Source organism: Amycolatopsis sp. lyj-346, from assembly GCF_046548975.1.
Taxonomy (GTDB): domain Bacteria; phylum Actinomycetota; class Actinomycetes; order Mycobacteriales; family Pseudonocardiaceae; genus Amycolatopsis.
Map to the genome: position 1 here is coordinate 382,116 of NZ_JAJPWT010000003.1, position 26,839 is coordinate 408,954.

Annotated in this window: 22 protein-coding genes; 14 read left to right on the forward strand and 8 right to left on the reverse strand. The window is 72.7% G+C overall.

Annotation, left to right across the window (positions count from 1 at the left end):
* Nucleotides 1-62 precede the first annotated feature (62 nt).
* Nucleotides 63-455 carry a hypothetical protein gene (locus ACLJQE_RS13490; RefSeq protein WP_410639529.1) on the reverse strand — a complete coding sequence of 131 codons (393 nt, stop codon included), beginning with the start codon at nucleotides 453-455 and terminating at the stop codon, nucleotides 63-65.
* The gene (locus ACLJQE_RS13495; protein ID WP_410639530.1) at nucleotides 445-2,103 is read right to left on the reverse strand and encodes a hypothetical protein; all 1,659 of its coding nucleotides are present in this window, start codon (nucleotides 2,101-2,103) and stop codon (nucleotides 445-447) included. Before ACLJQE_RS13495 ends, ACLJQE_RS13490 begins: the two co-directional genes overlap by 11 nt.
* Before the next feature lie 1,335 nt (nucleotides 2,104-3,438).
* Between ACLJQE_RS13495 and ACLJQE_RS13500 the strand changes: the two genes are divergently transcribed.
* On the forward strand, nucleotides 3,439-4,119 hold the full coding sequence (locus ACLJQE_RS13500) for a M23 family metallopeptidase (protein ID WP_410639531.1): 681 nt from the start codon (nucleotides 3,439-3,441) through the stop codon (nucleotides 4,117-4,119).
* 954 nt (nucleotides 4,120-5,073) lie between these two features.
* Here the strand turns inward: ACLJQE_RS13500 and pcrA are convergent.
* Nucleotides 5,074-7,488 (reverse strand): DNA helicase PcrA, encoded by a 2,415-nt coding sequence (gene pcrA, locus ACLJQE_RS13505; protein ID WP_410639532.1) that lies wholly within the window; start codon nucleotides 7,486-7,488, stop codon nucleotides 5,074-5,076.
* A 162-nt stretch (nucleotides 7,489-7,650) separates the two neighbouring features.
* On the opposite strand from pcrA, the gene ACLJQE_RS13510 reads away from it, so the two are divergent.
* From ACLJQE_RS13510 to ACLJQE_RS13540, 7 genes are all read left to right on the forward strand, one after another.
* A complete protein-coding gene (locus ACLJQE_RS13510) occupies nucleotides 7,651-8,076 on the forward strand; it encodes a DUF1707 domain-containing protein (RefSeq protein ID WP_410639796.1) in 426 nt (141 codons plus the stop codon).
* 161 nt (nucleotides 8,077-8,237) lie between these two features.
* Entirely contained in the window at nucleotides 8,238-8,534 is a 297-nt protein-coding gene (locus ACLJQE_RS13515) for a chorismate mutase (protein ID WP_013222709.1), read from the forward strand.
* Nucleotides 8,535-8,599: 65 nt separating this feature from the next.
* A complete protein-coding gene (locus tag ACLJQE_RS13520; RefSeq protein WP_086844131.1) occupies nucleotides 8,600-8,914 on the forward strand; it encodes a hypothetical protein in 315 nt (104 codons plus the stop codon).
* 805 nt (nucleotides 8,915-9,719) lie between these two features.
* Nucleotides 9,720-10,766: a hypothetical protein gene (locus ACLJQE_RS13525; RefSeq protein WP_410639533.1), complete on the forward strand. Its 1,047-nt coding sequence runs from the start codon at nucleotides 9,720-9,722 to the stop codon at nucleotides 10,764-10,766.
* 260 nt (nucleotides 10,767-11,026) lie between these two features.
* Nucleotides 11,027-11,884: a hypothetical protein gene (locus ACLJQE_RS13530; RefSeq protein WP_410639534.1), complete on the forward strand. Its 858-nt coding sequence runs from the start codon at nucleotides 11,027-11,029 to the stop codon at nucleotides 11,882-11,884.
* Nucleotides 11,885-12,099: 215 nt separating this feature from the next.
* Complete coding sequence (locus ACLJQE_RS13535; protein WP_410639535.1) at nucleotides 12,100-13,725, forward strand: protein kinase domain-containing protein; 1,626 nt, start codon at nucleotides 12,100-12,102, stop codon at nucleotides 13,723-13,725.
* 16 nt (nucleotides 13,726-13,741) lie between these two features.
* The gene (locus ACLJQE_RS13540) at nucleotides 13,742-14,851 is read left to right on the forward strand and encodes a serine/threonine-protein kinase (RefSeq protein ID WP_410639536.1); all 1,110 of its coding nucleotides are present in this window, start codon (nucleotides 13,742-13,744) and stop codon (nucleotides 14,849-14,851) included.
* On the opposite strand, the gene ACLJQE_RS13545 is transcribed toward ACLJQE_RS13540, so the two are convergent.
* The gene (locus ACLJQE_RS13545) at nucleotides 14,848-15,756 is read right to left on the reverse strand and encodes a LysR family transcriptional regulator (protein WP_410639537.1); all 909 of its coding nucleotides are present in this window, start codon (nucleotides 15,754-15,756) and stop codon (nucleotides 14,848-14,850) included. The two genes, ACLJQE_RS13540 and ACLJQE_RS13545, sit on opposite strands and share 4 nt — an antisense overlap.
* A 103-nt stretch (nucleotides 15,757-15,859) precedes the next feature.
* On the opposite strand from ACLJQE_RS13545, the gene ACLJQE_RS13550 reads away from it, so the two are divergent.
* Complete coding sequence (locus tag ACLJQE_RS13550; protein WP_410639538.1) at nucleotides 15,860-16,771, forward strand: DMT family transporter; 912 nt, start codon at nucleotides 15,860-15,862, stop codon at nucleotides 16,769-16,771.
* On the opposite strand, the gene ACLJQE_RS13555 is transcribed toward ACLJQE_RS13550, so the two are convergent.
* Together ACLJQE_RS13555 and ACLJQE_RS13560 are read right to left on the reverse strand one after the other, a co-directional pair.
* Nucleotides 16,768-17,448 carry a response regulator gene (locus ACLJQE_RS13555; protein ID WP_013222701.1) on the reverse strand — a complete coding sequence of 227 codons (681 nt, stop codon included), beginning with the start codon at nucleotides 17,446-17,448 and terminating at the stop codon, nucleotides 16,768-16,770. The genes ACLJQE_RS13550 and ACLJQE_RS13555 overlap by 4 nt on opposite strands.
* Before the next feature lie 7 nt (nucleotides 17,449-17,455).
* Complete coding sequence (locus ACLJQE_RS13560) at nucleotides 17,456-18,763, reverse strand: PspC domain-containing protein (protein WP_410639797.1); 1,308 nt, start codon at nucleotides 18,761-18,763, stop codon at nucleotides 17,456-17,458.
* A 120-nt stretch (nucleotides 18,764-18,883) separates the two neighbouring features.
* Between ACLJQE_RS13560 and ACLJQE_RS13565 the strand changes: the two genes are divergently transcribed.
* Together ACLJQE_RS13565 and ACLJQE_RS13570 are read left to right on the forward strand one after the other, a co-directional pair.
* Nucleotides 18,884-20,164 (forward strand): PspC domain-containing protein, encoded by a 1,281-nt coding sequence (locus ACLJQE_RS13565; protein ID WP_410639539.1) that lies wholly within the window; start codon nucleotides 18,884-18,886, stop codon nucleotides 20,162-20,164.
* The gene (locus ACLJQE_RS13570) at nucleotides 20,157-20,396 is read left to right on the forward strand and encodes a hypothetical protein (RefSeq protein ID WP_410639540.1); all 240 of its coding nucleotides are present in this window, start codon (nucleotides 20,157-20,159) and stop codon (nucleotides 20,394-20,396) included. The genes ACLJQE_RS13565 and ACLJQE_RS13570 overlap by 8 nt, the downstream gene beginning before the upstream one ends.
* Before the next feature lie 62 nt (nucleotides 20,397-20,458).
* Here the strand turns inward: ACLJQE_RS13570 and guaA are convergent, their stop codons facing one another.
* A complete protein-coding gene (gene guaA, locus ACLJQE_RS13575; protein ID WP_410639541.1) occupies nucleotides 20,459-22,015 on the reverse strand; it encodes a glutamine-hydrolyzing GMP synthase in 1,557 nt (518 codons plus the stop codon).
* 107 nt (nucleotides 22,016-22,122) lie between these two features.
* Between guaA and ACLJQE_RS13580 the strand changes: the two genes are divergently transcribed.
* The 3 genes from ACLJQE_RS13580 (at nucleotide 22,123) to ACLJQE_RS13590 (ending at nucleotide 25,305) form a co-directional block, all read left to right on the forward strand.
* Nucleotides 22,123-22,671, forward strand: coding sequence for a DinB family protein (locus ACLJQE_RS13580; protein ID WP_410639542.1), 549 nt, complete (start codon nucleotides 22,123-22,125; stop codon nucleotides 22,669-22,671).
* Nucleotides 22,672-22,769: 98 nt separating this feature from the next.
* Nucleotides 22,770-23,804 (forward strand): zinc-dependent alcohol dehydrogenase family protein, encoded by a 1,035-nt coding sequence (locus tag ACLJQE_RS13585; RefSeq protein ID WP_410639543.1) that lies wholly within the window; start codon nucleotides 22,770-22,772, stop codon nucleotides 23,802-23,804.
* A gap of 55 nt (nucleotides 23,805-23,859) precedes the next feature.
* Complete coding sequence (locus ACLJQE_RS13590) at nucleotides 23,860-25,305, forward strand: aldehyde dehydrogenase family protein (protein WP_410639544.1); 1,446 nt, start codon at nucleotides 23,860-23,862, stop codon at nucleotides 25,303-25,305.
* Here ACLJQE_RS13590 and ACLJQE_RS13595 read toward each other — a convergent pair.
* The gene (locus ACLJQE_RS13595) at nucleotides 25,302-26,807 is read right to left on the reverse strand and encodes an FAD-dependent oxidoreductase (protein WP_410639545.1); all 1,506 of its coding nucleotides are present in this window, start codon (nucleotides 26,805-26,807) and stop codon (nucleotides 25,302-25,304) included. The genes ACLJQE_RS13590 and ACLJQE_RS13595 overlap by 4 nt on opposite strands.
* Nucleotides 26,808-26,839 lie beyond the last annotated feature (32 nt).

The window sequence follows — 26,839 nt, forward strand, 5'->3', positions numbered from 1 at the left end:
TCGGACCAGTCGAGGTTAGCGACCTGCGCAGGAGCAGGGGACTCCGCACCTGGTGAAGTCGGTCACCGTACGCGGTCAGACGGTGCTTCACCGGTGTGAGACCGCCCACCGGCAAGCCGTTTCACCGCTTCCGCGGCGGTCTCGGAGGTGAAGACGGGGACGCCGCCGAGGGCGGCTTCGAGGTCTTCGGGCGGCGCGGCGCCGAGCACGCCGACCGCGTCCGGGTCCTCCTGTTCGGCGGTGCGCAGGATCTGCTCGACGCTGTCGACGGGACCGGCGTGGACGACCTCCACGCCGTCGTCGCGCAGCACGCGGCCGAGCACGACGGCAGCCGGATCGGGCCGGGTGAACTCGACGAGCAGCACCCGCAGCCGGTCACGGCGCACGGCGTGCTCCGGGTTGTCCGGCGGCCGGTCACCGCGCACGGCGTCGTCCGGCAGCCGATCACCGAGCACGGCGTGCCCCGGCGGCCGACATGGCGGCGGCGGTGAGCAGTGCGGCCGTGGCGGCGAGCGCGACCCAGAACCCGGTGGCCGGGCTCGCGCCGCCGAGCGTCCCGCCGACGAGCGGCAGTTCGGCGGCGTGCAGCGCGGTGAGCAAGGCGGCGCCGGCGAGCAGGGCGGCGGCCGGCTTCGGCCGTGACCGTGTCGCGAGCGCGGCCGCGCCGACGACGACCAAGGCGGCGGTCAGCAGACCCCACGAAGGCGTGTCGAGGTGGGACCAGAGGCCGGGGGCGACGTAGCCGGGGACGGCGAAGACGGGCAGCCCGAACGCGGCCACGGCCAGGATCGCCCCGGCCGCGACGGGCGCGAGTGTCTTCTGGTCCGGCTCGGTGCTCTCCGCGGCGTCCTCGCGTTCGACGACGCCGGTCCCGGCGGCGGCGAGCGCGGCCAGTGCGGCGAGGACGAGCGCGGCGAACGTCCAGGCGGCGCCGGCACCGAGGTCGTAGGTGAAGACGGGGGCGGCCGCGCCGCCGAAGCCGGCGAGGTTGCCGGCCTGGGTGGCGGTCAGCGCGGTGTTGAGGACGGCGGTGCCGGCCAGGACGATCCCGGCCCAGGCAACCCCGAGGACCGGCCGCGCGACGGCGGCGGTCTTCGGGACGAGCACCCCGGCGGCGGGAACGGCGAGCACGAGCGCGGCGGCGAGCAGGAACCAGCGGGCGGGACTGTCGGCGGCGGCGCTGACCGGCGTGTCGGCACCCGGGTTCAGCGCGGTGACGGCGACCTGCGGGGCGAAGGCCCCGATGAGCGCGGCGAGCGCGGTGGCCAGGCCGAGCAGGCCGGTGGTGAGCCGCCACCAGAAGAGGCCGGGCAGTTTCGCGCTGCCGGCGAGGTCGGCTTCGGCCTGGTGGGGGCGCTCGGTCAGCCGCGTGCCGGCGAGGCCCGCGACGGTGGCCGTCGCGATGAGCGCGACCACGGGTCCCCAGGTGACGTGCAGATCGTCCCGGTAAAGCCCGGCGAGAACGGGGGGCACGGCCACCCCGAAGGCCGCGGCGGCCAGCCCGCCGAGCGCTCCCCGGGCCACGTGCTCGGCCGGAGCGGCGAGGGCGAGCGCGGCGGCCAGCGGCAGGGCGGCGGCGAGCAGGAGGTACCCGCCGAGCGCGGGCCACGGCCCTTCGAAGGAGGCGCGGGCGAGCAGGAAGCCGCTGTCGGAGTGGACGGGAGCGGTGAGCAGCCCGGCACCGGCGACGACGGCGAGCAGCGGGACGAGCAGCCGCCAGCGCCGTCGCTCGGGTTCGTCGTGGCTGCGGAGGGCCCGCCAGGCAACCACCCCGGCGGCCCCGGTCAGGACGTGCCCGGCGACGAGCAGCCAGAACCCGCCGCCGACGGGGGAACTGCCGAGGAACCGGTCGGGCAGGTAGAGCTCCGGCCGGATGGTGAGGGGGCCGTTGACGGCGAACTGGAGGTCGAGGACCAGCCGCCCGGGAGCGAGCGCGGCCAGGCCGAGAACGAGCCCGCCACCAAGCCCGGGTTTACCGGTGGCGGCGAACCAGACGGCGGCGACGGCGGGACCGAGCGCGAGCAGGGCAAGCCACGGCCAGCCGGCAAACCCGGGAGCAGCGGCCGGCGAGACGGGAACCACGGCGGCGGCGGTGAGGGCCACGGCACCGAGCGCGGCCAGGACGAGGGCGACGGTCAGGGGGCGGTTTCCGGTGTCGTCGGCCCAGAGTTCGGCCGCTGGTTCGGCCGCTGATCCGGCGGTTGGTTCGGCGGTTCTGGGTGCGACGAAGGGGCTGGTCGGCGGCTCGGGGCGCGCCTGTTCGCCGGAGCGGGGCGCGGAGTCTCGCGCACCGGCGGCAGGCGCGGGCTGCCGCGGCCCAGCGGAGGCTGGCGTGGCCGGGACGGCGCTCGAGGGCTCACTCGAACCGGCCGCGGCACCTCGCGGTCCACCGGCTGACTCGGGGCGCGGCGGCTCACCAGGCCCTTCGGCAGCTCGGCCGCCGGCGAAGGGCTCGGTCGGGGGCTCAACCGCGGAGTCGGCGGCCCAGCCGCGCGCGCCGGCGGCCGGCTCGGAGCGCGAAGCGTCGCCGGGCCCTTGCGCAGCTCGGCCGCTGGGGAACGGCTCTGTCGACGGCTCCCTCGGACCACCCGCAGAGTCGGCTCCACTGCCACGCGCGCCGGTGGCCGGCTCGGGGCGTGCCGACTCGCCGGCCCCTTGCCCAGAGCCGCCAGCGCTGGGGAAAGCCGAGGTGGGCACGCCCGGATCACCCGCGGGTGCGCCTCCGGAGAGGGATGGCCGGGCGGGCTTCTGGGGCCGGCCGGCGGCGTCCGGGGGGCTGGGGGTGGAGGCGGGGCCGGCTGCGCCTCGCGCCTCTGGTTCTCGGCGGGGGCCGGGGGTGCTTCCGGTGGGGGGCTCTGCGCGTGGGGGCATATTGCCCGCGACGCTAGCAAGTTCGAGCCACCCGGGAGCCGTTGGCGGGGCCGCGAGTCCGCGGGAGTCGTCGGAGGCGCTTCAACCCTCCTTCGCAGTCCGTTATTCCGGCCATCGGCGGCCTCGGAAGGCCCCTTGGGCCCTTTGGCGGGCCTTCACCATCCTTTCAGCCTGTAAGGCAAGTCACACCGAACGCCGTAAACCCCCTCTAACTTTGGGTGATTTCCACAGGTGAGGGAGATGCCGGTTCCACTCGAACGGCCGACAGCGGGGGCACGTCTTGCCGACAGAGGTACCCCTTCGTTACTGTCCCGAGGTCCCCATTACAGTCAGGTCACGAAGTAGGACACCGAGCAAACCACCCCCGAGGTTGGCTCACCGGGTTCCCCCGCCCGCAGTCCTCGACCCGGCTCCCCGACGATGGAAGGCCCTGTCTTGGCTTCACACCGCTCCCCCGGCGGCCAAGCTCCTTCCCCGGCATTGAAGGACGCACTGGAAGGTGCGGTCGTTCGTGTCCGGGGTGCGCACCGCATCGCCCCGCCCTCTTCGGCCCTTCGCGGCCGTGTCGTGGTTGCCGCCGTTGCGGCTGGTGCGTTCGCCGCCGCCGCTGCGGGCTCGACCCTCAAGACAGTCACGGACTCGAACACCGCCGTCACCCCCCTGGCCAACACCCAGGACGTCAGCGCATCGCTGACCGCGGGAGGTGCGGGCTCCGGGGGCGCCCCGGAACTCCTGCCCACCGGCCACGCCGTCGACGCCTCCGCCGAGGCCGCCAAGCTCGCCGACAGTGCCTCCGTCACCCAGGCCCGCGAGCAGCGCGAAGCCGACGCCGCCAAGAAGGCCGCCGAGGAAGCCGCTCGCCCCAAGACCTGCCTGCCCGCGCACGGCACCTTCACCTCGGGCTTCGGTGCCCGGTGGGGCACGAGCCACCTCGGCATCGACATCGCCAACTCGATCGGCACCCCGATCTACGCCGCCTCCGACGGCACCGTGATCGAGGCCGGCCCGGCCAGCGGTTTCGGCCTCTGGGTCAAGATCGAGCTCGACGACGGCACCGTCCAGGTCTACGGCCACATGAACAGCTTCATCGTCAAGGCGGGCCAGAAGGTCAAGTGTGGCCAGCAGATTGCCGAGATCGGCAACCGCGGCCAGAGCACCGGTCCGCACCTGCACTTCGAGGTCTGGCAGAACGGCACCAAGAAGATCGACCCCCGGCCGTGGCTGGCCGCGCGCGGCGTCGTCGTCTGATCCGTTCGCTCCCCGCCCGGGCGCAGGCAGCACCAGCACGCGCGACAGCGGACACCCGGCCGTAGAGCACTCACCTGCTCCGGCCGGGCGGACGCGCTCAGCCGCAGCCGGCCAAAAGCGCTGAAGGCCCGCCGCTCGGGCACTGGAACCGGTCACAAGATCCAGGTTCACCACTGCGGGCCGAACACAAACACAAACACCCGGATCGGGTAAGTCTTCGCTCGCCGACGAGGGCCTCCGGACGGCACCGAGCGGCTCCGGCAAGATCGCCGGGCCGTGCGAACCCGCCGCGCGGGAACCCCGCCCGTCCGGATCGAGCTCGCGGCCCAGCACGCCTGCCATCGGAAGCGCCCCAGGCCGCGCCAAGACCCGCCGGACGACCGAACCCACTACCCCGCCGGGAAAAACCGCACACAGGCGCCTCAGCGCCCGCCACCGCCTATCGCTGTCCGCCCGGTAAACGCCGGATGAAGTACGCCACCGCGACCTGCCACACCGTGCACAGCTCCGCCGGACGGCGGACCGGCAGTCAGCCCCAGGGCACAGCTCCCCCTGCACCCCCCGCGGAGCGGACACGCGCGGCACTCCGGGCCCTGGTCGTCCAGCGGCGTCCCCGGCCGCAGGTGACACAGCGCCCGTCCGCGCCGAGCTCGTGCTGCTTGAGCAGCGCTCGCCAGGCGGCGGCCAGCCGACACGCCTCCGCTCCCGCACGCGAAGGAACTCCTGAAGTCCCCGCAGGTTCCCGACCCCGATCCGGAACCGTCGTCCCCAGGACTCCTCGCAGGTATTTTTGTACCCCTTCGGCCAACAGCCCAAACAGCACCGGGTCCACACCACACTACCCCCCTCTGTCGAACCTATGTTCGATTGCAGGGTCAGTTGTACCGGGTGGGTACGACGATTCCGGCGGCGATCGGGGAGATCGCCGCCGGATTCACTCGGACGGGTTGCGGACTAGAGCTTCACCATGGGAACGCTGCCGATCAGCATCAGGCGGACCTTGCCAGCCGCGCCGAAGTCGATCGTGGCCGTCGCGCGCGGGCCGACGCCGTCGCAGGAGATCACCGTGCCGAGGCCGTACTTGTCGTGGCTGACGCGGTCGCCGACGTCCAGCTTCAGCGCCACCGTGTCCTTCCAGCCCTTGCCGAACGACGGCGTGCCCTGCGAAGACGGCGACGAAGACCGCCGGCCGCCCCAGGTGGTCGCCGCCCGCGGGGTGCCGCGCGAACCGGAACCGAACGAGCCGAAGCCACTGCTGGACGGCTCCAGCCGCCGCCAGTCGACGAGGTCCGGCGGCAGCTCGTCGAGGAACCGCGAAGCCGGGTTCATCGACGGCTGGCCCCACGCCGAGCGCGTGATCGCGCGCGAGACGTACAACCGCTTCCTGGCGCGCGTGATCGCGACGTACGCCAGCCGACGTTCCTCGGCCAGCTCGGTGGGGTCGCCCAGCGCCCGCATGTGCGGGAAGACGCCGTCCTCCCAGCCGGTGCAGAACACGACCGGGTACTCCAGGCCCTTAGCGGTGTGCACGGTCATCAGCGTGACCACGCCCGCACCGCCGTCGCCTTCCTCGCCACCGTCGGGCGACGGCACCGAATCGGCGTCCGCGACCAGCGACACGCGCTCGAGGAACGCCGGCAGCGAGCCCGGCGCCGGGACGCCCTCGTCCACGACCAGCTCGGCGTTCTCGTCCGCGACGACCGCGGCGGTGATCTCGGTGAACTCGCGCGCCACGGTGACGAGTTCGTCCAGGTTCTCCACGCGCGTGTGGTCCTGCGGGTCTTCCGACTCCTCGAGCTCGACCCGGTAGCCGGTCTTCTCCAGCACCGCTTCCAGGACGTCGTGCACCTCGGCGCCGTCCGCAACCAGCGTCCCCAGCTCGTCGAGCAGCGCCACGAACCCGCCGATGGCCTTGACCGACCGAGGGTTCAGCAGCGGCACCCGGCCCTCCACTGCGTCCCGCAGCGCCTGCGCAAAGGAGATCCGCTCGCGCTCGGCGTGCGTCGCCACGACGGCCTCGGCGCGGTCGCCGATGCCGCGCTTGGGCACGTTCAGCACGCGCCGCAGGCTGACCGTGTCTTCGGGGTTCGCCAGCACCCGCAGGTACGCGATCATGTCGCGGACCTCGCGGCGCTCGTAGAACCGCACGCCGCCGACGACCTTGTACGGCAGGCCGAGCCGGATGAAGATCTCTTCGAAGACGCGGGACTGGTTGTTGGTGCGGTAGAAGACGGCGACGTCGGAGTAGTCCGCTTCGCCCTTCTCCGCCAGCGCGTCGATTTCCCCCGCCACGAACGCGGCTTCGTCGTGGTCGTTGTCCGCGACGTAGCCGACGATCTTCTCGCCGTCGCCCGAATCCGTCCACAGCCGCTTGGCCCGGCGGTTCGGGTTGCGCTCGATGACGGCGTTGGCCGCGTTCAGGATCGTTTGCGTGGAACGGTAGTTCTGCTCCAGCAGGATGGTGCGCGCGTTCGGGAAGTCCCGCTCGAACTCCTCGATGTTGCGGATCGTCGCGCCGCGGAAGGCGTAGATCGACTGGTCCGCGTCACCGACGACGACCAGCTCGGCCGGCTCGACGCCCGCCTCGTTCGGCGCGGTCCCGGCCAGCTCGCGGACCAGCGTGTACTGCGCGTGGTTCGTGTCCTGGTACTCGTCGACCAGCACGTGGCGGAAGCGGCGCCGGTAGTACTCGGCGACGTCCGGGAACGCCTGCAGCAGCGAGACCGTGCGCATGATGAGGTCGTCGAAGTCGAAGGCGTTGGCCTGGTTGAGCCGCCGCTGGTACTCGCCGTAGACCTCGGCGACGCGGCGCTCGAGGTCGTTGCCCGCGTTCGCCGCCGCCGTCTCCGGGTCGGTGAGCTCGTTCTTCAGGTTCGAGATGTGCACGGCGAGCGTGCGGGCGGCGTACCGCTTCGGGTCGATGTCGAGATCCCGCGCCACCAAGGTGATCAGCCGCTTGGTGTCGTCGGAGTCGTAGATGGAGAAGCTCGACGACATGTCCAGGGTTTTGGCCTCGCGGCGCAGGATCCGCACGCACATCGAGTGGAACGTCGACACCCACATCGCGTTCGCGCGGCGCCCGACGAGCGCGGCGACGCGATCGCGCATTTCGGCGGCGGCCTTGTTGGTGAACGTGATCGCCATGATTTCGCCGGGGTGCACCCGGCGTTCGCCGAGCAGGTAGGCGATCCGGCGGGTCAGCACCCGGGTCTTGCCCGATCCCGCGCCCGCCACCACCAGCAGCGGGCCACCGGCGTGGGTGACGGCTTCGCGCTGGGCGGGGTTGAGGTCGTCGAGCAGCTCGGCCTGCCCGCCGGCGGCGGGCTTGCGCACAGGGGTCGCGGCGGGGAGATCGAAGAGGGTGTCCATCGTGGCGTCCACGCTACCCCGGGCGGGTGGGAGTGCGGCACAGCGTGCCGCGCCCGCGAGCCGGTGCTTCGGCGAGGCACTCGGGTACGGCGGAGGGCGTAGCGCCGGTTGTCGCCTGCCGTCCGACGCGGTGCCGCCTTGCTGCGCGGAGCATCGGTGGACATGGAAGACACCAGCTCCGCCCGGATCCGGGCCGCCGACGCCGATCGGGAACGCGTCGCCACCACCGTCCAGACCGCCGGTTCCGAAGGCCGGCTCACCCTCGATGAGGTCGAAGAGCGCCTCAGCCGCGTTTACGCCGCGCGGTTCACCGACGAACTCGCCGCGCTCACCACTGATCTGCCGCGGCCCGCGCCGCCGACGCCCGGGTTCGCGCTGAGCCGGGAGGCGCTGCGGCGGCATCCCGCGCTGCGCGTCCACCTCGCCGTGGTGGCCGCGGTCGCCGTTCTGGTGATCGTCCGCTGGGCGGTGCTGGGGGCCGGGTTCTTCTGGCCCGCCTTCCCGCTGTTCTGGCTCGCAGTCAGCCTCCTGGTGCACGCCGGGGGGCGCTCGGCACGGGAACGGCCCCGTGCCGCTGTGCCATACTGACCGCATGCGGCACCTCGTGAAGCGATTTTTCTACGGGACCCGGACTCCGGCTCCCGTGATCGCGTAGTGCCCGAACCGCCATCACGCCAGCCCCGGAGTCCACGGACCCGGGGCTGTCGCCGTCCCTGGGGCCTGGTCCGGGCTTCAAGGAAGAGGTCCCGATGAACGCACACGCGACGAACGCCGACGGCCAGCCCGCCGAGCACACCCCCGCGGGCGACGACATCGCGTCGCTCCGGGAGGAGATCGACTGGCTGGACAAGGAGATCCTGCGGCTGGTCAAACGCCGGGTCGAAGTGTCCAAGACGATCGGGGCCGCGCGGATGGCCGCCGGCGGCACGCGCATCGTCTACAACCGCGAGATGGACGTGCTCGCGCGCTACCGCGAACTCGGCCCGGACGGCCGGCAGCTGGCCATGGCGCTGCTGAACCTGGGCCGCGGGCGGCTCGGCCGGTAACGGTTGCGGTGAATTCGGGGACTTCCCCGAGGCACTGGTGGCCCCGGTGCAGGCAGACTGGGGTCATGGACTGGCTCGTGAACCTCATCGCCGTCATCGTCGCGCTCGCGAGCGTGCTGGCCGCGCTGGGCCATGTGGGGTATCTGGCGCTGCTCAACAACGCAGCGGGTAAGCGGGCCGGAGGCGCTCCGGTCGCGCAGTACGTCAAGAGCAGGTGGGCGGTGGCCGGCGGTACCACCGCGGCTTCGCTGTTCGCCTGGTTGCTCACGGCCGGGGGACCGACGCTCGACGTCTTCGCGATCATCGTCGCCGCCGGTAGCGGGGTCGTGGCGACGAAGGCGCTGCAATCCACGCGGGACCGTTACCGCACGGGAGGCTGAACTTCCTGATCAGGGTCGATGGCGCTGGGTGGAACTTCGCAGCGTCACCATCGCCCGTTCGGTCGCGCCCTACCGGGTGAAACCTCTGCAACTTGCAGGTTTGGGGGCGACTTTCTCCGCCGGATGCTCTTAGGGTTGACGCCGTGAGGACCCTTGCGTCTGGGTCGGGCGATGCCCGGCGGACGCGCGGGGGCATCGGCCCCGCGCGTCTGTCTTCGCGTGCGCGTGCATCTGCGCAGGATTCCGAACAGGATTCCGCGCGTGAGGGTGCTCCGATCGGGTCGTCCCGCCGCCGGATGGCGTCAGGACCGCACCGCCGGGTGGTCGAACTCACATGAGCCAAGGCACGGAGTTCCACGGACGCGCTGCCGCACCCGCGCATCCCGGGCGGCACCGGCGCGGCAGCGCGGAGAGCTGGACGCCGCCGCTGCCACAGCACCGCCCGGTGCGGCACCACGCGGCCGGCGTCGCGCCGGAACCCGCCTCGCCTTCCGTGCGGCACTACGCGCCGGGCGAGCCGACGGAGAGCCGGGCCCCATCCCGGCAGTACCGCGGACCAGGCGAACTACCGGAGAGCGGGCCCCATCCCGTGTGGTACCGCGGACCGGACGAACGGCGGGAGGGCGGCGCCCATCCCCTGCGGGGCGGCGCGCACCCCGGGCAATACCGCGCACCGGGCGAACCGCCGGAGAGCGGAGCCCATCCCCTGCGACACAGCGGGCCGATCGAGCCGGCGGAGGTGGGCAGCCGCCCTTTTCATCGGCAACCCACCGAAGCCGCCCCGGCCGATACGCGCGTTTCCGGGTTGCTTCCGCTGCCGCAGCCGCGTGACCGGCGGCCCGGGGCGCCGCTTTTCCCGGTCGCGCACGGCAGTCTCCCGCTCGATGCCCCGGACGACCCGGCCGTCCTCGAAGACGACGACCTCGAGGCCGCCGCGGACGAAGCGCCGGTTGCCGAGAGCCACGCCGAGCGGGTGGCCCGGCGGATGCGCGTCTCGCTGGCCGCGCCCGCGCCGCGGTGCGTGGACCTCGACGAAGACGACGTCCGCGTCTACTCCGCTCCTCCCATCGATGGCCTGGGTGGCTTCACCATCGGGTCCGTGCCCGCGTCGGTGACACCGCCGAAGACGTGGCGGAAGGCGGCTTGGTTCGCCACCGGGGCGTCCGGGGCCGTCGTCGTCGGGCTGCTGTGCGCCGGCTCCTTCCTCGTCGGGAAACCGCCGATGGACCAGGCCGTGCAGGGTGCGTGGCCGGGCTACCAGGGCGTGCCGGCGATCGTCGACCCCACCGGCGAGTACCGGCCGCCCACGCAGGGCGGGTCCGCGGCCGGACCGGACTCCTCGTCGCGGCCGGACGACGACGCCAGCGCCGGGAAGACCGACAGCGGCGGTGGCGCCGGGCCGGTCGACGGCGTCGCTCCCCCGCCGTCCGCGAACACCCCCGCGCCGGAGACGACCACCACCGGCCCGGCCGCCCCGAGCGCGACGCCGCGGAAGCCGCCGGTCACGCCCGCCCAGCGCGAAACCCCGGTCAAGCCGCCGTGGTGGTACTCCTTCCCGCCGGACGCCCAGACCATGGGGGACAACTCGGAGAAGTTCTTCAACACCGTCACCACCGACCCGTCCGCGGCGTCGTCGGTGACCACCGGCCACCTGCACGACCAGGGGCCGCAGGCGCTCGCCGAGCGGTACGCCGGCATCGCCTACTTCGAGGTCAAGAAGGTCAGCATCGACCAGCAGCGCGGCGTCACGGTCAACACCGTCGAGGTCACCCACACCGACGGGACCAAGACGCTCGAGGAGCGCATCTTGACCTTCGGCGACGGCGACAAGATCACGGCTGACGGCCAGTAACCAAACCTGCACGTGCGGTTCGCCCGTTCTGATGCACGTGCGGTGCGCTGAGCGGTAATGCCTGGTCCGGGTGGGTGACATAAGCTGCCGCTCGTCGTGTGGCGACGGCATTCCGGCGACAGAGCCTGGTGATCGCCGTCCGCACAGGGTTACCTGACGACAACGAATCCGGAAACCCGGCCACGAGCCGACCAACCGGACCAGCGGGCGCCCGGCCGAACGGCCGGGTGACCGTCCCGGAACCCAGAGCGAGGACTTTCGTGCTTGATCGGCAGCGCACACGCCGTGAGTCACCTCACGCCGTCCGCGTCGAGGACGTCATCCCGGCCGAGATCCTGGTCGGCGTCGCCGACGCCGACCGCGACCATCTCGAGCAGGTCTTCCGCGACCCGCAACGGTTCCTGCCGACGCGGACCGAGCCGGCCCGCGAGCCGGAGCAGACCGAAGACGGCGGCGAGCCGGAAAGCCGGTTCGCGCGCCGCGCGAAGCTGACCGGGCTCGTCGCCGCGGGTGCGCTCGTCGCCGGCGCGGTGATCGCCGCGCCGATGCTGACCGGCTCCCACCGCGTCGCCGCCTCCGGTGGCCAGTCCACGCCCGCCGGGTTCAGCGGCGCGGCGGAACTCGGCGGCCTCGCCGTCCCGCAGCACCAGGCCGGCGGCAGCGCGCCGGAGCGGCACAGCCCGGCGACGCCGGGCACGCACCCCGAAGACACTCCGGCCGCCCAGCAGGCGAACGGCACCCCGCGGGCCCAGCCGACGCCGGCCGCGGCCACCCCGGTCCCGGACAAGGCCGCCGACGCGCGCAGCGCCAGCCGCAAGATCCAGGCCGTCAAGGACTTCTACGCCAAGATCGCCCGTGACTCGGCGGGCGCGCTCGCCCTGCTGAGCCCGGCGCTGGTCGACGGCACGGCAGGCGAGCTGGTCCGCACCTGGAGCGCGATGGACGCCATCGACGTCCAGGAAGCCGACACGCGGATCAAGCCGGACGGTTCGATCCTCGCGGTCGCGACGCTGCACCGGCCGGACGGCGCGCTGGTGCGCGTCACCCAGCTGTTCCGGGTCGCCGACACCGGCGGGCTGATCACCGAAGCCGAGCTCGTCTCGGCCCAGTACATGTAGCCCACCGCGATCACCCCTTCACCCCTGGTTCAAGTGCCCGTGCCGATTTCGTGTGCGCAGAGTGAGCGCCTAGCCTTGTCACGGGCCGGTCTCGGAAAAGCCGGCTCAGAGCCCACGACATGTGCATACGCTCCAGCGAAGCGGCGTGCTCGTGGCCGCGCCACCAGGCACCGATCCGCACGCCCTGGTGTAGCGGGAGCCCAAAGGGAGGTCGCGTGAGCGACGAGGGTCGTCTGGTCGCCGATCGATACCGCATCGTCGGGCGGATCGGCACGGGCGCGATGGGGGCCGTCTGGCAGGCGCACGACGAGGTCCTGGGCCGCACGGTGGCCATCAAGCAGCTCCTGCTCCAGCCGCACCTGGACCAGCACGACGCCGAGGACGCCCGCCAGCGGACGATGCGCGAGGGCCGGATCGCGGCCCGGCTGCACCACCCCAACGCGATCTCCGTCTTCGACGTCGTCACCGACGACAACGGCCAGCCGTGCCTGATCATGGAGTACCTCAACTCCACCAGCCTGGCCGCCGTCCTGCAGGAGCGCCGCACGCTGCCGCCGACCGAGGTGGCGCGCATCGGCGCCCAGGTCGCCGCGGCGCTGCGCGAGGCACACGCGGTCGGCATCGTGCACCGGGACATCAAGCCGGGCAACATCCTCCTCGGCGGCAACGGCGTCGTGAAGATCACCGACTTCGGCATCTCCCGCGCCAAGGACGACGTCACGGTCACCAAGACCGGGATGATCGCCGGCACCCCCGCCTACCTGGCCCCCGAAGTCGCCATCGGCGGCGATCCCGGGCCGGAGTCCGACGTCTTCTCCCTCGGCTCCACGCTCTACGCGGCGTGCGAGGGCCAGCCGCCGTTCGGGCTGTCCGAGAACACGCTGAGCCTGCTGCACGCGGTCGCGGCCGGGCAGATCAACCCGCCGCGCCAGTCCGGGCCGCTGGCCAGCGTGCTGGCCGTGCTGCTGCACCCGGACGTCGACCACCGGCCGACCGCCGAGGAGTGCGAGGAGCTGCTCGCGGCCGTCGCCCGCGGGGAGACCCCGCTCGGCGGCCCGGCGGACGAGACCATGATGGCGCCGTCCGCCGGCGTGCTCGGCGCCGCCGCCGTGGCCGACCCGAACGCGACGCAGATGTTCGACGGGATCTCCGCGGGCCACTCGGGCACGCTGCTCGGCGGCGGGGCGGCCCCGACACAGGCCGTGCCGTACTACGACGAGGACGACTACCCGGAGGCCACCGGCTACCCGGAGGACGACTACGACGGGTACGGCCGCTACGGCGACGACGACCACGCGGCCGGGGGCGTGCCGCCCGGGCTGGCCGCGACCCGCGCCGTGCCGGTGCCGCCGCACGAGCAGGGCGGGTACGAGGACGACTACGACGATTACGACGACGAGCCCGCGCCACCGCCGCCGCGGTCGCGTCCGCAGATGAGCCCGGTCGACGATGACGACGAGAAGCCCGGCGCCTGGAAGCGCCCGGCGATCATCGGCGGCATCGTGGTCGTGGGCCTGGTGGCGCTCGTCGTCTGGCTGCTGAGCCCGAACAACCCGGAGGCGCCTGCCGCGCCGGTGTCCAGCACCAAGCCTTCGCCCGTCGCGACGTCGGAGACGCCGCCGACGACGTCGGAGGAGCCGGTCAGCACGGCCGATGTGCCCCCTCCGGTGACCGAGACGACCTCGTCGTCGAAGCGCGCGACGACCTCGCGGAACACCGAAGCGGCGACGACCACGCCGAGGTCGACGACACCGAAGACGACAACGCCGACTTCGGAGGCTCCCCCGAGCTCGACGCCGGAACAGCCGACCACGTCCAGCTCGGCCGCAACCAACCCCTGATGCCCCGAGGTCAGTTTTGAGTTCTGAAGGCACCATCGTCGGCGGCCGGTTCCGGCTGGACCAGCCGATCGGCCGTGGCCGCGCCGGCATCGTGTGGCTGGCGTTCGACACGCGGCTGTTCCGGACCGTCGCGATGAAGCGGATGTACCTGCCGGTGGGCGCGGGCGAGCGGGCCGAGCAGGCACGCGCCGCCGCCATGCAGGAGGGCAAGGACGCGGCGCGGATCGAGCACCCCTGCGCGATCAAGGTGTTCGACGTGCTGCCGGACGGCCAGGACGTCTGGCTGGTGATGGAGTACATCCCGTCGCGCAGCATGGCGACGTTCCTCGCCGAGCACGGCAGGCTCACCCCCGACCAGGCGGCGCAGCTGGGCATCCAGCTCGGCAACGCGCTGGCGGCCATCCACGCGGCCGGGTTCGTGCACCGCACCCTCGAGCCGGGCACGGTGCTGCTGGCCGACGACGGCGGCGTCAAGCTCACCGACATCGGCATCAGCGGCGGCGGGCCGAGCCCGGCGTACGTGGCGCCCGAGGTCGCACGCGGGTTGCCGGGCACGCCGGCCGCGGACGTCTTCTCCCTCGGCGCGACGCTCTACACGGCCGTGGAAGGCGTGCCGCCGTTCGGGGACGACGGCCAGTCGTCCGAGCGCCCGCCGCACAACTCGGGTGTCCTGACCGAAGCGCTGCGCAAGATGCTGCGCGCGGACCCGAACACGCGCCCGACGATGGCGGACACCGTCCACTCGCTGAAGGCGATCACCGAAGGCCGCGAAACGGCGTTCATCCCCCCGACCGCGCCCGCGATGCCGACCATGCCCGTCGGCTGGCCGGCGGGGCCGGGCGGCCCCCCGATGCCGCCCCCGGGGCCGCAGGGGCCGCCGATGCCGTCGGGCCCGCAGTTCCAGCAGCAGATCCCGCTGACGCCGCCGCCCGGCTACCCGCAGGGTGCGACGCAGCAGATCCCGCCGGTCCACCAGGCAACGCAGTACGTGCCGCCGCCCGCTCCCGCGCCGCAGCAGGCCGAGGCGTGGAACCTGCCGGTGTCGAAGAAGACGCTGATCACCGTGGCCGCGATCCTCGCGGCGGTGCTGGTCGGCATCCTCGTCGCGGAGCTGTTCTTCGTCTAAGCGACCTTGGCGGTCGCCGCGCGCATGGCTTCCAGCAGGGTGCGGACGGCCGGGTGCCCCCAGGCCCGGGACGCGACCGCGGCGTGGATCGCCCGGACCGGCTCGGGGTTGCGGATCCGGCGGACGACCACGCCGGGGTGCTGCGCGCCGACCCCCAGCCCGAGCTCCGGGATCAGCCCGACGCCGATGCCGGCGGCGATGAAGCCCAGCGCCGTCTGGTAGTCCTCGGATTCGACGGCGACGTTGGGTGCGAAGCCGGCGGACGCGCAGGCGCTGTCCAGGATGTCGCGGCAGACACCCGGGAGGCCGTCGACGCCGACCCACGGCTCCTCGGCGAACTCCGTCAGGTCCAGCACGCGTTTGCGCGCCAGCGGGTGGGTCCTCGGCAGCACGGCGCGGTACGGGTCGTCCAGCAGGTGCACCAGCTCGACCCCCTTGCCGGGCGGGGTACTGCGCGGGAACACGGTGATCGCGACGTCGGCGTTGCCCGCTTCGACGTCCATCATCGGGTCGTCGGGTTCGACGAGCTTGAGGTCGAGGCGGACGCCGGGGTGCTCGCGGCGGACCGCGGCGATCGCGGGCGGGACCAGCGACGCGCCCGCGGTGGCGAAGTAGCGGATCGAGACGCGGCCGATCCGGCCCTCCTTGAGCTCGGTCAGCGCGGCTTCGGCCTTGGCGAGCTCGGTGCTGAGCGTCTCGGCGTGCTCGGACAGCAACGCGCCCGCCGGCGTCGGCCGGACGCCGCGCCCGACGCGTTCGAGCAGCGCGGTGCCGGCCTCGCGTTCCAGCGCGGACAGCTGCTGGCTGATCGCGGACGGCGTGTAGCCGAGGTTGCGCGCCGCGGCCGTGATCGACCCGCTGGTGATGACGGCACGGAGGACCTGCATGCGGCGGACGTCGAGCATGCCCCGATCGTACAGCTCAGCTTAAGTGTTCATGCAGTTAATTTCGCTTGTCCTTACGTCTGGGCCGGGTAAAGCTCGTGGCGGCTGTCGAAGGAGGACTGGGGTGGGCGAGACGAAGACCCTGCTCAGGATCGGTGCGCTGGCGCTGATGTGGGGCTCGAGCTTCTTCTGGATCAAGCTGGGACTGGGGATGTTCTCGCCGGTGCAGCTGGTGCTGGCGCGGCTGGTGCTCGGCGCCGCGATGCTGCTGGTGCTGTGCCGCCTGCAGCGAGCGCGGCTGCCGCGGGACCGCCGGATGTGGGGACACCTGGCGGTCGCGGCGTTCTTCCACAACGCGCTGCCGTTCCTGCTGTTCGCGATCGGCGAGACGACGGTCGATTCGGGCATCACCGGGGTGCTGAACTCGACCACGCCGCTGTGGGTGCTGCTCGCGGCGCCGATGATGGGGACGTCGTCGCGGATGACGGGGGCACGCGTGGCCGGCCTGGTCGTCGGCCTCGGCGGGATCCTGCTGATCTTCGCGCCGTGGCAGGCATCGGGCCTGCTGAGCTGGGGCGCCCTGGCGTGCCTCGCGGCGGCGGCGAGCTACGGCTTCGCGTTCGTCTACGAGGGCAAGCACCTGTCGGACCCGTCGCTGTCGCCGTACGCGACTTCGGCGGGCCAGATGCTGCTCGCCAGCGGGATGCTGGTGCTGGCGATGCCGGTGGGCGGGCTGACGCCGGTGCACGTGTCGACGGGGCCGCTGCTGGCCGTGCTGGTGCTGGGCATCGGGTCGACGGGGTTCGCGTTCGCGCTGAACTACCAGCTGCTGGCCAGCGAGGGCGCGGTGGCGGCTTCGGTGGTGGGGTACCTGCTGCCGGTGGTTTCGGTGCTGCTCGGGGCGGTGTTCCTGGGCGAGCAGCTGCACCTGCGGGTGATCGCGGGCATGGTGGTCGTGCTCGGCGGCGTGGCGCTGACCCGGCTCCCGGTGCGGGTGGCCGCACCGGCGCCGGTCATGGCCGAGGAACGCGTCTAGACGAGACGGCGGTCGGAGGCCCAGCGGGAGAGCTCGTAGCGGTTCGACAGCTGGGTCTTCCGCAGCACGCTCGACACGTGCGTCTCCACCGTCTTCACCGAGATGAACAGCTCCGACGCGATCTCCTTGTACGCATACCCGCGGGCCAGCAGCCGCAGGACGTCGCGCTCGCGGGGCGTCAGCAGGTCGAGCTCCGGGTCGTTGATCGGTGCCGAACCCGGGCGGTCGGCGAACGCGTCCAGCACGAACCCGGCCAGCCGCGGCGAGAACACCGCGTCGCCGTCCGACACGCGGACCACCGCGCGGACCAGCTCCTTCGACGAGATCGTCTTCGTCACGTAGCCGCGTGCGCCCGCGCGGATGACCGCGATGACGTCCTCCGCCGCGTCCGACACCGACAGGGCCAGGAACACCACGTCCGGCAGCTCCGGGCGGACCCGGCGCAGCACCTCGGCGCCGCCGCCGTCGGGCATGTGGACGTCGAGCAGCACCACCTGGGGCTTCGTGCGGGCGATCCCCGCCACCGCTTCGGCGACCGAGCCGGCTTCGCCGACCACGCGGACCTCGTCGGTGATCGAATCGAGCTCGGTGCGCACCCCGGCGCGGAACAACGCGTGGTCGTCGACGAGGAACACCTTGACCGGTTCACGCTGGTTGTCCGTCACGTCGTCGAGCATAGCCGCCTCACGCCGCTCCCTTACCCGCTTTCACCGGCATGGCGAGCTGCACTTCGGTGCCCTCGCCCGGCGCGGTCCGGACCTTGCACGTGCCGCCGTGGCGGGTCATCCGGCCGCGGATCGAGTCGGCGAGGCCGTGGCGGTCGTCCGGGACGACGTCGGGGTCGAAGCCCTTGCCGCGGTCGCGGACGAACACCGTCACCGCCGTCGGCTCGACCTCGGCGAAGACGCTGACCTCCTCGACGCCGGCGTGCTTGGCCGCGTTGACGATGGCCTCTCGCGCGGCCTGGACGAGCGCGACCAGCGACTCGTCCAGCTCGGCGTCGCCGACGACGACCTGGCCGACCGAGATGGCGAAGGTGTCCTCGACCTCGCCGCACGCCGTCGCGAGCGCTTCGGACAGCTGGCCGGTCGCTTCCTCGACGTTCTCGGCGGGCTTGCCGTAGCCGCCTGCGCCGTAGAGCCAGCCGCGCAGTTCGCGTTCCTGGCTGCGGGCCAGCCGCGCGACCTCACGCGGCGACTCGCTCTGCTTCTGGATCAGCGCGAGCGTCTGCAGCACGGAGTCGTGCAGGTGGGCGGCGATTTCGGCGCGTTCGTCGGTGCGGATGCGGGCCTTGCGCTCGTCGGAGAGGTCCCGGACCAGCCGCAGCCAGAACGGCACGGTCAGCACGGCGACCCCGATCAGGGTGGCGATGACCGCGATGAGCGCGAACTGGACCTGGTCGAGGCTGCCGCTGCGGAGCACGACGACGCCGATGCCGGTGATCACCAGCGCGACGCCGGCGACGATCCGGATGGCGGCCGACCAGCCGCCCCCGCCGAGGAACGCCCCGGCGAAACCGTCCTTCGCGCCGACCTTCCAGCGGCGGCGCTGCGACTCGTCGGCCTCCCGCCAGACGACCGCGGCACCGATCATGGCGACGGCGAGGGGCACCGCGACCCAGCCGCTGATGAACCCGGTGAGCGTCCCGCTGGCGACGGCGAGGCCGACGCCCAGCGCGATCAGGCCGAACGCCTGCTGCCGTTCCTTCGGGGTCGGTGCCTCGGTGGCTTCTTCGGACTGCTGCTGGACGAAGACCCAGAGGAGGCCGTACGCGAGCAGGCCGGCGCCGTTGAGCGCGGCCAGCAGCGCGAAGGCCGTCCGCACCCAGACGACCGGCACGCCGAGGTGGTCGGCGAGCCCTCCGGCGACACCGGCGATGGCCCGCCCGGACCGGCGCCGGAACATCTTGGGCGCGGCCGGTTCCGTGGTGGCCGCGATCGCCTTCTCGGCGGTGACGTGGTCGAGGGACTCCTGCACGCCGTCCATCGTCACACGCACGGGGGCGCGCTTCCATCGGGGAAACCCCTGATCCATCGGGTACCCCTGGGCCAGGGGAAACCTCAGGGACCATCCCCGATGTCCCGCCGCCGCGGGTGCCGCATGCTTCTCGGTATGAGTGGTGCGAGCGAAACCCGGTCGCCGAAGCCGGGTGCCCTGAACGGCTTCGAGGAGACCGTCAAGGACTTCTGGGTCAGCCGGCCCCGGCGGCCGCACTCCGGGCGGAAGCTGGCCGGGGTGGCCGCCGCCATCGGGCGGCGGTACGGGATCGACCCCGTCGTCGTGCGGATCGCGCTGGTCGTCACGACGATCTTCGGCGGCTTCGGCGTTCCCTTCTACCTGCTGGGGTGGCTGTTCCTGCCCGGCGACGGCGACGAGGTCTCCGGCTTCGAAAGCCTCATCGGGCGCGGCCGGTCTTCGGTGTCACCCGCGTTCGCCATCGTCCTGATGGTCCTCACCGTCGTCAGCACCGGTGGCTCGATCAGCGGGTCGTGGTTCGACGGCGGCGGGCTCATCAGCTGCGCCCTCATCGCCACCGCCCTCTACCTGCTGCACCGCAGCCGCGGCCACGAGAACCGTCCCGCACCGGTCGCCGCGCGGACGTCGTACCCGGCCTTCACCGGAAACGGAGCCTTCACCATGACCGACACCGCCGAGGCGCCGTCGCCGGCGCGCGGCTGGGATCCGCTGGCCGCCGACCCGGCAGGCTGGGACCTCCCCGATGCCCCGCCCACCCAGCAGCCGCCGACGCCGCCGCCGTCCTACCAGGCCCCGCAACGGCGTCACCGGTCGAAGATCGGCTCGGCGACGTTCGCGCTGGCCGTGCTGACCGCGGGCGCCGGCGTGCTGGCGGCCCTCAACGGCGCCGGCTGGTTCTCCGCGCAGCACATCATCGGCCTGGTGCTCGGTGTGGTCGGGATCGGCCTGGTCGCCGGTGCGTTCGCCGGCGGCGGGCGCGGCCTGGTCGGGCTCGCCATCCCGCTGGCGATCGCCGGGATGGTGCTGACGACCACGCCGTTCCACGACCTCAACCTCCGCGGCGGTGTCGGCGACCTCAATCCGACCCCGCAGGCGCTGACCGAACTGCAGCCGCTCTACCAGCACGCGGCTGGCGACATCCGGCTCGACCTGACCAAGCTGCCCGCCGGAACGCCGTACTCGACGACGGTGTCCAACGGCGCGGGCGACACCACGGTCATCGTGCCGGAAACCGCGGACGTCACCTTCGACTGCCGCACCGGCGCGGGCGAGGCGTCGTGCCTCGGCCGCTCGAGCGACGGCGTCGACCAGGACTCGCTGATCGGGACCGACCTCGGTGCCGACGGTGCCGGCGGCCAGAAGATCACCCTGAACGTCTCGAACGGCGTGGGCAACGTGGAGGTGCGGCGTGACTGACCAGAACCCTTACGCCTACGACAACCCGGCCGGAACCCAGCCCGCCAAGCGCGGTTTGGACGTCTTCACCCTGATCGTCGGGATCGCGACGCTGCTGGTGTCGGCGTACGTCCTCTCGGACGGCGCGAGCTGGCTGCCCTCGTTCGACTTCCGCTGGGTGATCGCCGGCGGCGCGGTGTTCGTGGGGCTGCTGCTCCTCGCGGCGTCGTTCCGCGGCAAACGGCGACACTGAACGACCGAATCTCTCGAGGCCCCGGATCCCACGCCGGGGCCTCGAGTCCGTTCAGGGGCCGGTCACTCCCACTCGATGGTGCCCGGCGGCTTGGACGTCACGTCCAGCACCACCCGGTTGACCTCCGCGACCTCGTTGGTGATGCGCGTGGAAATCCGCTCCAGGACGTCGTAGGGCAGGCGCGTCCAGTCCGCGGTCATCGCGTCCTCCGACGACACCGGCCGCAGCACCACCGGGTGCCCGTAGGTCCGGCCGTCGCCCTGGACGCCGACGCTGCGGACGTCCGCGAGCAGCACCACCGGGCACTGCCAGATGCTGCGGTCCAGCCCGGCCGCCGTCAGCTCTTCACGGGCGATCAGGTCCGCCGCGCGCAAGGTGTCGAGGCGCTCCTGGTCGACCGCGCCGATGATGCGGATGCCCAGGCCGGGACCGGGGAACGGCTGGCGCTGCACGATCGTCTCGGGCAGGCCCAGCTCGGTGCCGACCTTGCGGACCTCGTCCTTGAACAGCAGCCGCAGCGGTTCGACCAGCTCGAACTGCAGGTCGTCCGGCAGGCCGCCGACGTTGTGGTGGCTCTTGATGTTCGCCGTGCCCTCGCCGCCGCCGGACTCGACGACGTCCGGGTACAGCGTGCCCTGGACCAGGAACCGGTAGTCGCCCGCGGCCTTGAGGTCGCGCTCGGCCTGCTCGAACACGCGGATGAACTCGCGGCCGATGATCTTGCGCTTCTGCTCCGGGTCGGTGACGCCGGCCAGCGCGTCGAGGAAGCGTTCCCGCGCGTCGATCGTGACGAGGTTGACCCCGGTGGCGGAGACGAAGTCCTGCTCGACCTGGGTGCGCTCGCCCGCGCGCAGCAGGCCGTGGTCGACGAACACGCAGGTCAGCCGGTCGCCGATGGCGCGCTGGACCAGCGCGGCCGCGACCGCGGAGTCGACGCCGCCGGACAGGCCGCAGATCGCGCGGCCGTCGCCGATCTGCTCGCTGATCCGCTTGACCTGCTCTTCGACGATCGACGTCGTCGTCCACTGCGGCGTGATGCCGGCGATGTCGTGCAGGAACCGGCGCAGGACCTCCTGGCCGTGCGGCGAGTGCGCGACCTCCGGGTGGTACTGGACGCCGGCGAAGCGGCGCTCGACGTCTTCGAAGCCGGCAACCTCGGCGCCGTCGGAGGAGGCGGTGACGACCGAGCCCTCCGGGGCCTTGGTGACGCTGTCGTTGTGGCTCATCCAGGCGGGTTGGTGCGCGGGCAGGCCGGCGTGCAGGACACCGCCGTCCCCCGTCACGCGGACGTCGGTGCGGCCGAACTCGCGGACCCCGGTCGGCTCGACGACGCCGCCGAGCGCGCTGGCCAGCAGCTGGTGTCCGTAGCAGATGCCGAACATCGGCACGCCGGCTTCGGTGAGCTTCGGGTCCATGCCCGGCGCGCCTTCGGCGTACACGCTCGAAGGGCCGCCGGAGAGGATGATCGCCGCGGGGTTCTTCGCGAGGATCTCTTCGGTCGACGCGGTGTGCGGGACGACCTCCGAGTAGATCTGCGCCTCGCGGACGCGCCGGGCGATCAGCTGCGCGTACTGCGCCCCGAAGTCCACGACGAGAACCGGACCGGTGGGGTTGGGCACCTGGCGCCTCCAGACGAGAAGTGGGTTCCCCGCCATCGTCCCAGGTGGGCCGGGTCACCCGGGATTCAGGGCCGGTCCTGTCCTGAATCGCGCCTACGGTGCCCGGTATGGCTGTGAACTGGACCAAGGAACTGACCGATCAGCTCGACTTCCACTGGAAGGTGCTGGTGCGCCCGAAGCTCGAGGGCCTCACCGACGACGAATACCTCTGGGAACCGGTCGCGGGCTGCTGGACCGTGCGGCCGCGGAAGTCGGACGACGAGCCCGGCACGGGCCCGTTCACCATCGACTTCGCCTTCCCCGAGCCGACGCCGCCGCCGGTCACGACGATCGCGTGGCGGCTCGGGCACATCCTCGTGGGCGTGCTGGGCGCCCGGATCGGATCGCACTTCGGCGGCGCGCCGATCGGCTACGACACCTACCCGTACCCCGGGACGGCCGCCGAGGCGCTGGAGCAGCTCGACGAGCTCTACGCGCAGTGGGTCGCCGGGGTGCAGTCACTCGACGAGGACGCCTTGGCGCGGCCGTGCGGGCCGGCCGAGGGGCCGTACGCGGAGTACCCGATGGCGACGCTGGTGCTGCACATCCACCGGGAGATGATCCACCACTGCGCCGAGGTGCTGCGGCTGCGCGACCTCCACCGCAACCGGTCGTGAGTGGCCCGCCCGGCCGCCGTCTGTCACGGTGAACACACCTCGGAATGCCTGTCCCCTCGCCGCCGGTCTTACTTAGGGAAGCTAACGAAAGGACTGGCATGCGAGCGACAGTGATCTACGGCGCCGGCGACGTGCGGGTGGAGACCGTCCCCGATCCGAAGCTGGTGGAGCCGGCCGACGTCATCCTGCGGGTCGTCCGGTCCTGCATCTGCGGCAGCGACCTGTGGCCGTACGCCGACATGGCGCCGAGCGAGCACGGCCGCCGCATCGGGCACGAGTTCCTCGGGATCGTCGAAGAGACCGGCGCGGACGTCACCACCGTCGCCAAGGGCGACCTCGTCATCGCGCCGTTCGTCTACTCCGACAACACCTGCCGGTTCTGCCGCGAAGGCCTGCAGACGTCCTGCGTGCACGGCGGGTTCTGGGGCGCCAACGGCGTCGACGGCGGTCAGGGCGAGGCCGTGCGCGTGCCGCAGGCCGACGGCACCCTCGTCAAGGTGCCGCACACCGAGGACGACGGGCTGCTCGCGTCGCTCCTGACGCTGTCCGACGTCTTCCCGACCGGGCACCACGCCGCGACGAAGGCGCGCGTCACGAAGGGCCAGAACGTCACCGTGATCGGCGACGGCGCCGTCGGCCTGTCCGCCGTCCTCGCCGCCAAGCGCCTCGGCGCCGAGCGGATCGTCCTCATGGGACGCCACCAGGCGCGGACCGACCTCGGCCGCGAGTTCGGCGCGACCGACGTCGTCGCCCAGCGCGGCGAAGAGGGCATCGCGAAGGTTCGCGAGCTGACCGGCGGCGAAGGCACCCACGCCGTCCTCGAATGCGTCGGCACGAAGCCCGCCTTCGAGATGGCCGTCGGGGTCGTGCGCGCGGGTGGCGCGGTCAGCCGGGTCGGCGTCCCGCAGTACGAAGAGGGCCCGATCGGCCCCGCGCTGTTCCGCCGCAACATCACCGTCACCGGCGGCGTCGCCCCGGCGCGGCACTACATCCCCGAGCTGCTGCCGGACGTCCTCGACGGCAGGTACCAGCCCGGCAAGGTCTTCGACCGCACGATCGGCGTCGAAGGAACCCCCGGTGGCTACCGCGCGATGGCCGACCGCGAAGCGCTGAAGGTGCTCATCAAGCCGTGACCCGTCCGGGTGGGGGTACACCGGTCGTGTCCCCACCCGGATTACGTTGGTACGCATGGACATGATCACCCCCGAGCCGCGCCCCGCCTGGATCGCCGGCCGCCCGGAGCCGGGCGCCACCACCCTCGTCGTGCACCACCCGTACGACGGCAGTGAGGTCGCCACGGTCGCCGTGCCCGGGCCGGACCAGGTCGAACGCGCGGTGGCCGCCGCGGCCGCGGTCGCCAAGGAGTTCCGGCGCAGCCCCGCGCACCTGCGCGCCGGGGCGCTCGACCACGTCTCCCGCGTGCTCGCCGCGCGTGCCGAGGAGATCGCCGAGGTGATCACCGCCGAAAACGGCAAACCGCTCAAGTGGGCCGAAGCCGAGGTGAACCGCGCGGTGTCGGTGTTCCGGATCGCCGCCGAGGAGGCCCGCCGCTTCACCGGCGAAGTCCAGCGCCTCGACACCGACCCCGCGGGCGAGGCGCGGCTGGCGCTGACCCGCCGCGTCCCGCGCGGGCCGGTGCTCGGCATCGCGCCGTTCAACTTCCCGCTCAACCTGGTGGCGCACAAGGTCGCGCCGTCGCTGGCGATCGGCGCGCCGATCGTCGTCAAGCCCGCGCCGCGGACCCCGTTGGCGGCCCTGGTCCTCGGCGAGATCCTGGCCGAGACGGACCTGCCGGAAGGCGCGTTTTCCGTGCTGCCGCTGGGGAACGAGCAGACACAGGCACTCGTCGCCGACCCGCGGCTGCCGGTCGTGTCGTTCACCGGCTCCGGCCCGGTCGGCTGGTCGCTCAAGGACGCCGCACCGCGCAAGCACGTCGTGCTCGAACTCGGCGGCAACGCGGCGGCCGTCGTGCTGCGCGACTGGCCCGACCCCGAAGGCGCCGCGCACCGCATCGCCACCTTCGGCAACTACCAGGCCGGCCAGTCCTGCATCGCGGTGCAGCGGGTGATCGTGGACGCCGCCGTGGCCGGGGAGTTCGTGCCCGCGCTGCGGGAGGCCGTCGAGGCCCAGCGGACCGGCGACCCGTACGACCGCAACACCGACGTCGGCCCGGTGGTCGACGAAGCCGCCGCCGAGCGGATCGTCGCGTGGGTCGACGAGGCCGTGGCGGCGGGCGCGAAGCTGCTCACCGGCGGCACCCGCGAGGGCGCGACGGTCGCCCCGACGCTGCTCACCGACGTCCCGCCGGACACGAAGGCCTGGAACGAGGAGATCTTCGGCCCGGTGCTCGCGGTGTCCGTTGTGGACGGTGTGGACGCCGCCTTCCGCTCGGTCAACGAATCGGCGTACGGCCTGCAGGCCGGCGTCTTCACCACCGACGTCCAGCTGGCCTTCCACGCGTCGGCGGAGCTGGAGGTCGGCGGCGTGATCATCGGTGACGTCCCGTCCTACCGCGCCGACCAGATGCCCTACGGCGGCGTGAAGGGCTCCGGCGTCGGCCGCGAAGGCGTGCTGGCGGCCATGCACGACCTGACGGAGGAGCGCGTCACGGTCTTCACCGGCATCGACCTCTAGCTGATCACGCCCTGCCCGAACCGGAAGACGTTCTGGGGGTCGTACTTGCCTGCGACGTCCACGAGGCGTTTGGCGTTGTCGCCGTAGTAGGCGGTCTTCCAGTCGGGCAGGGCTGGGTCGATGTAGTTGACGTACCCGCCGTCCGCACCGGCCGCGGCGAGTCCGGCGACGACCTCGCCGACCGTCTGCGTGACCTTCGCGCGGGTCTTCGCCGTCGCCTGCGCGTAGACCTGGACGCCGGCCAGCGCGTCGCGGTGCCAGAACGCGGTGGCGTCCTTGGCCGGCCCGGCCACCGCGCCGCCGAGGCTGTCGATGAGCAGGTCAAGACCCGGCCTGCCGTCGGCGACCGCGACGACCTTCGCGGCGTCGACCGGGGTGGTGATGATCCGCGACGACGCGATGAACGACTGGCGGTTCGAGCCGCCCTCGAAGTACTTCATGGCACCGAGGTAGTCCACGGTTCTCACCACCCGCTGCGTCGGCCGGGCGCCCGCGTTCGTGGTCAGGTTGTTGAGCAGGGTGGTCAGCCCGGCGACGCCCCCGACGTAGCAGCCGCTGACGCGGCACTGGACCGGCGACCCGCCCGAGAGCACCAGGTTCGCCCAGAGCTCCGGCGGCATCGCGGCGATCCACTGCTGCCACGCGGCGAGCACGCCGGCTCCGGAACCGGCCGGGAATTGCAGCGAGAAGACCGTCAGCTCCGGCGGCGCCGGATCGGTGTCGAAGGTGAACTCGGTGACAACGCCGAAGTTGCCGCCGCCCCCGCCGCGCAGGGCCCAGAACAGGTCCGGTTCGGAGCCCGCGGACGCGGTCAGCGCCCGGCCGTCGGCGGTGACGACGCGCGCGGAGCTCAGGTGGTCGCAGGTCAGGCCGTACTTGCGGGCGAGCACGCCGATGCCGCCACCGAGGGTCAGCCCGGCGATCCCGACCGTCGGGCAGGACCCGGCCGGCAGCGCGCGCCCGGCCCGCGCGAGCGCGGCGTAGACGTCCTTCAGCTTCGCTCCGGCACCGATCACGGCCTTGCCGCCCTGGACGTCGATCTTGTTCAGCGCGGCCACGTCGATGACCAGCCCGCCCTGGGGCACCGAGTAACCGGCGTAGCTGTGGCCGCCGCTGCGCGCGGCGATGGTGACGCGCCCGGCGGCCGCCCGGACGCAGGCCTGGACGTCCTCGGCGGTGGACGCGGTCGCGACGGCGACCGGGTTGTTGCCGTCGAAGAGCTGGTTGAAGCCGTGCTTGGCGGTGTCGTAGCCGTCGGTGCCCGGGCGCAGCAGGCTGCCGGTCAGCTGGGAGCGCAGGTCGTCCCAGTTCGGCGGCCCGGTGGGCAGCCGGGTGGCGGGCGGCGCGGACGTCGTGGCCGCCGGGGCGGTCGAGGCGACCGGCGCCGCGGGGTTCTCCGGCGCGCACGCGGCAACGACGGCGCCGGCGGCCGACACACCCGCGACGCGCAGGAACGTCCGCCGCGGGACGCCGGGCCGCCCCTGGTCGTGCTCACTGTCCACAGCGGACTCCTCGGTGCCGGGAACGCCCAGTG

Excerpts from the sequence above, each read along its gene's own strand:
- ACLJQE_RS13580 (WP_410639542.1), top strand. The coding sequence starts at position 22,123 with ATGGCTGTGAACTGGACCAAGGAACTGACCGATCAGCTCGACTTCCAC.
- ACLJQE_RS13510 (WP_410639796.1), top strand. The coding sequence starts at position 7,651 with ATGGAAGACACCAGCTCCGCCCGGATCCGGGCCGCCGACGCCGATCGG.
- ACLJQE_RS13565 (WP_410639539.1), top strand. The coding sequence starts at position 18,884 with ATGAGTGGTGCGAGCGAAACCCGGTCGCCGAAGCCGGGTGCCCTGAAC.
- ACLJQE_RS13515 (WP_013222709.1), top strand. The coding sequence starts at position 8,238 with ATGAACGCACACGCGACGAACGCCGACGGCCAGCCCGCCGAGCACACC.
- ACLJQE_RS13545 (WP_410639537.1), bottom strand. The coding sequence starts at position 15,756 with ATGCTCGACGTCCGCCGCATGCAGGTCCTCCGTGCCGTCATCACCAGC.
- ACLJQE_RS13585 (WP_410639543.1), top strand. The coding sequence starts at position 22,770 with ATGCGAGCGACAGTGATCTACGGCGCCGGCGACGTGCGGGTGGAGACC.
- ACLJQE_RS13590 (WP_410639544.1), top strand. The coding sequence starts at position 23,860 with ATGGACATGATCACCCCCGAGCCGCGCCCCGCCTGGATCGCCGGCCGC.
- pcrA (WP_410639532.1), bottom strand. The coding sequence starts at position 7,488 with ATGGACACCCTCTTCGATCTCCCCGCCGCGACCCCTGTGCGCAAGCCC.
- ACLJQE_RS13555 (WP_013222701.1), bottom strand. The coding sequence starts at position 17,448 with ATGCTCGACGACGTGACGGACAACCAGCGTGAACCGGTCAAGGTGTTC.
- ACLJQE_RS13520 (WP_086844131.1), top strand. The coding sequence starts at position 8,600 with ATGGACTGGCTCGTGAACCTCATCGCCGTCATCGTCGCGCTCGCGAGC.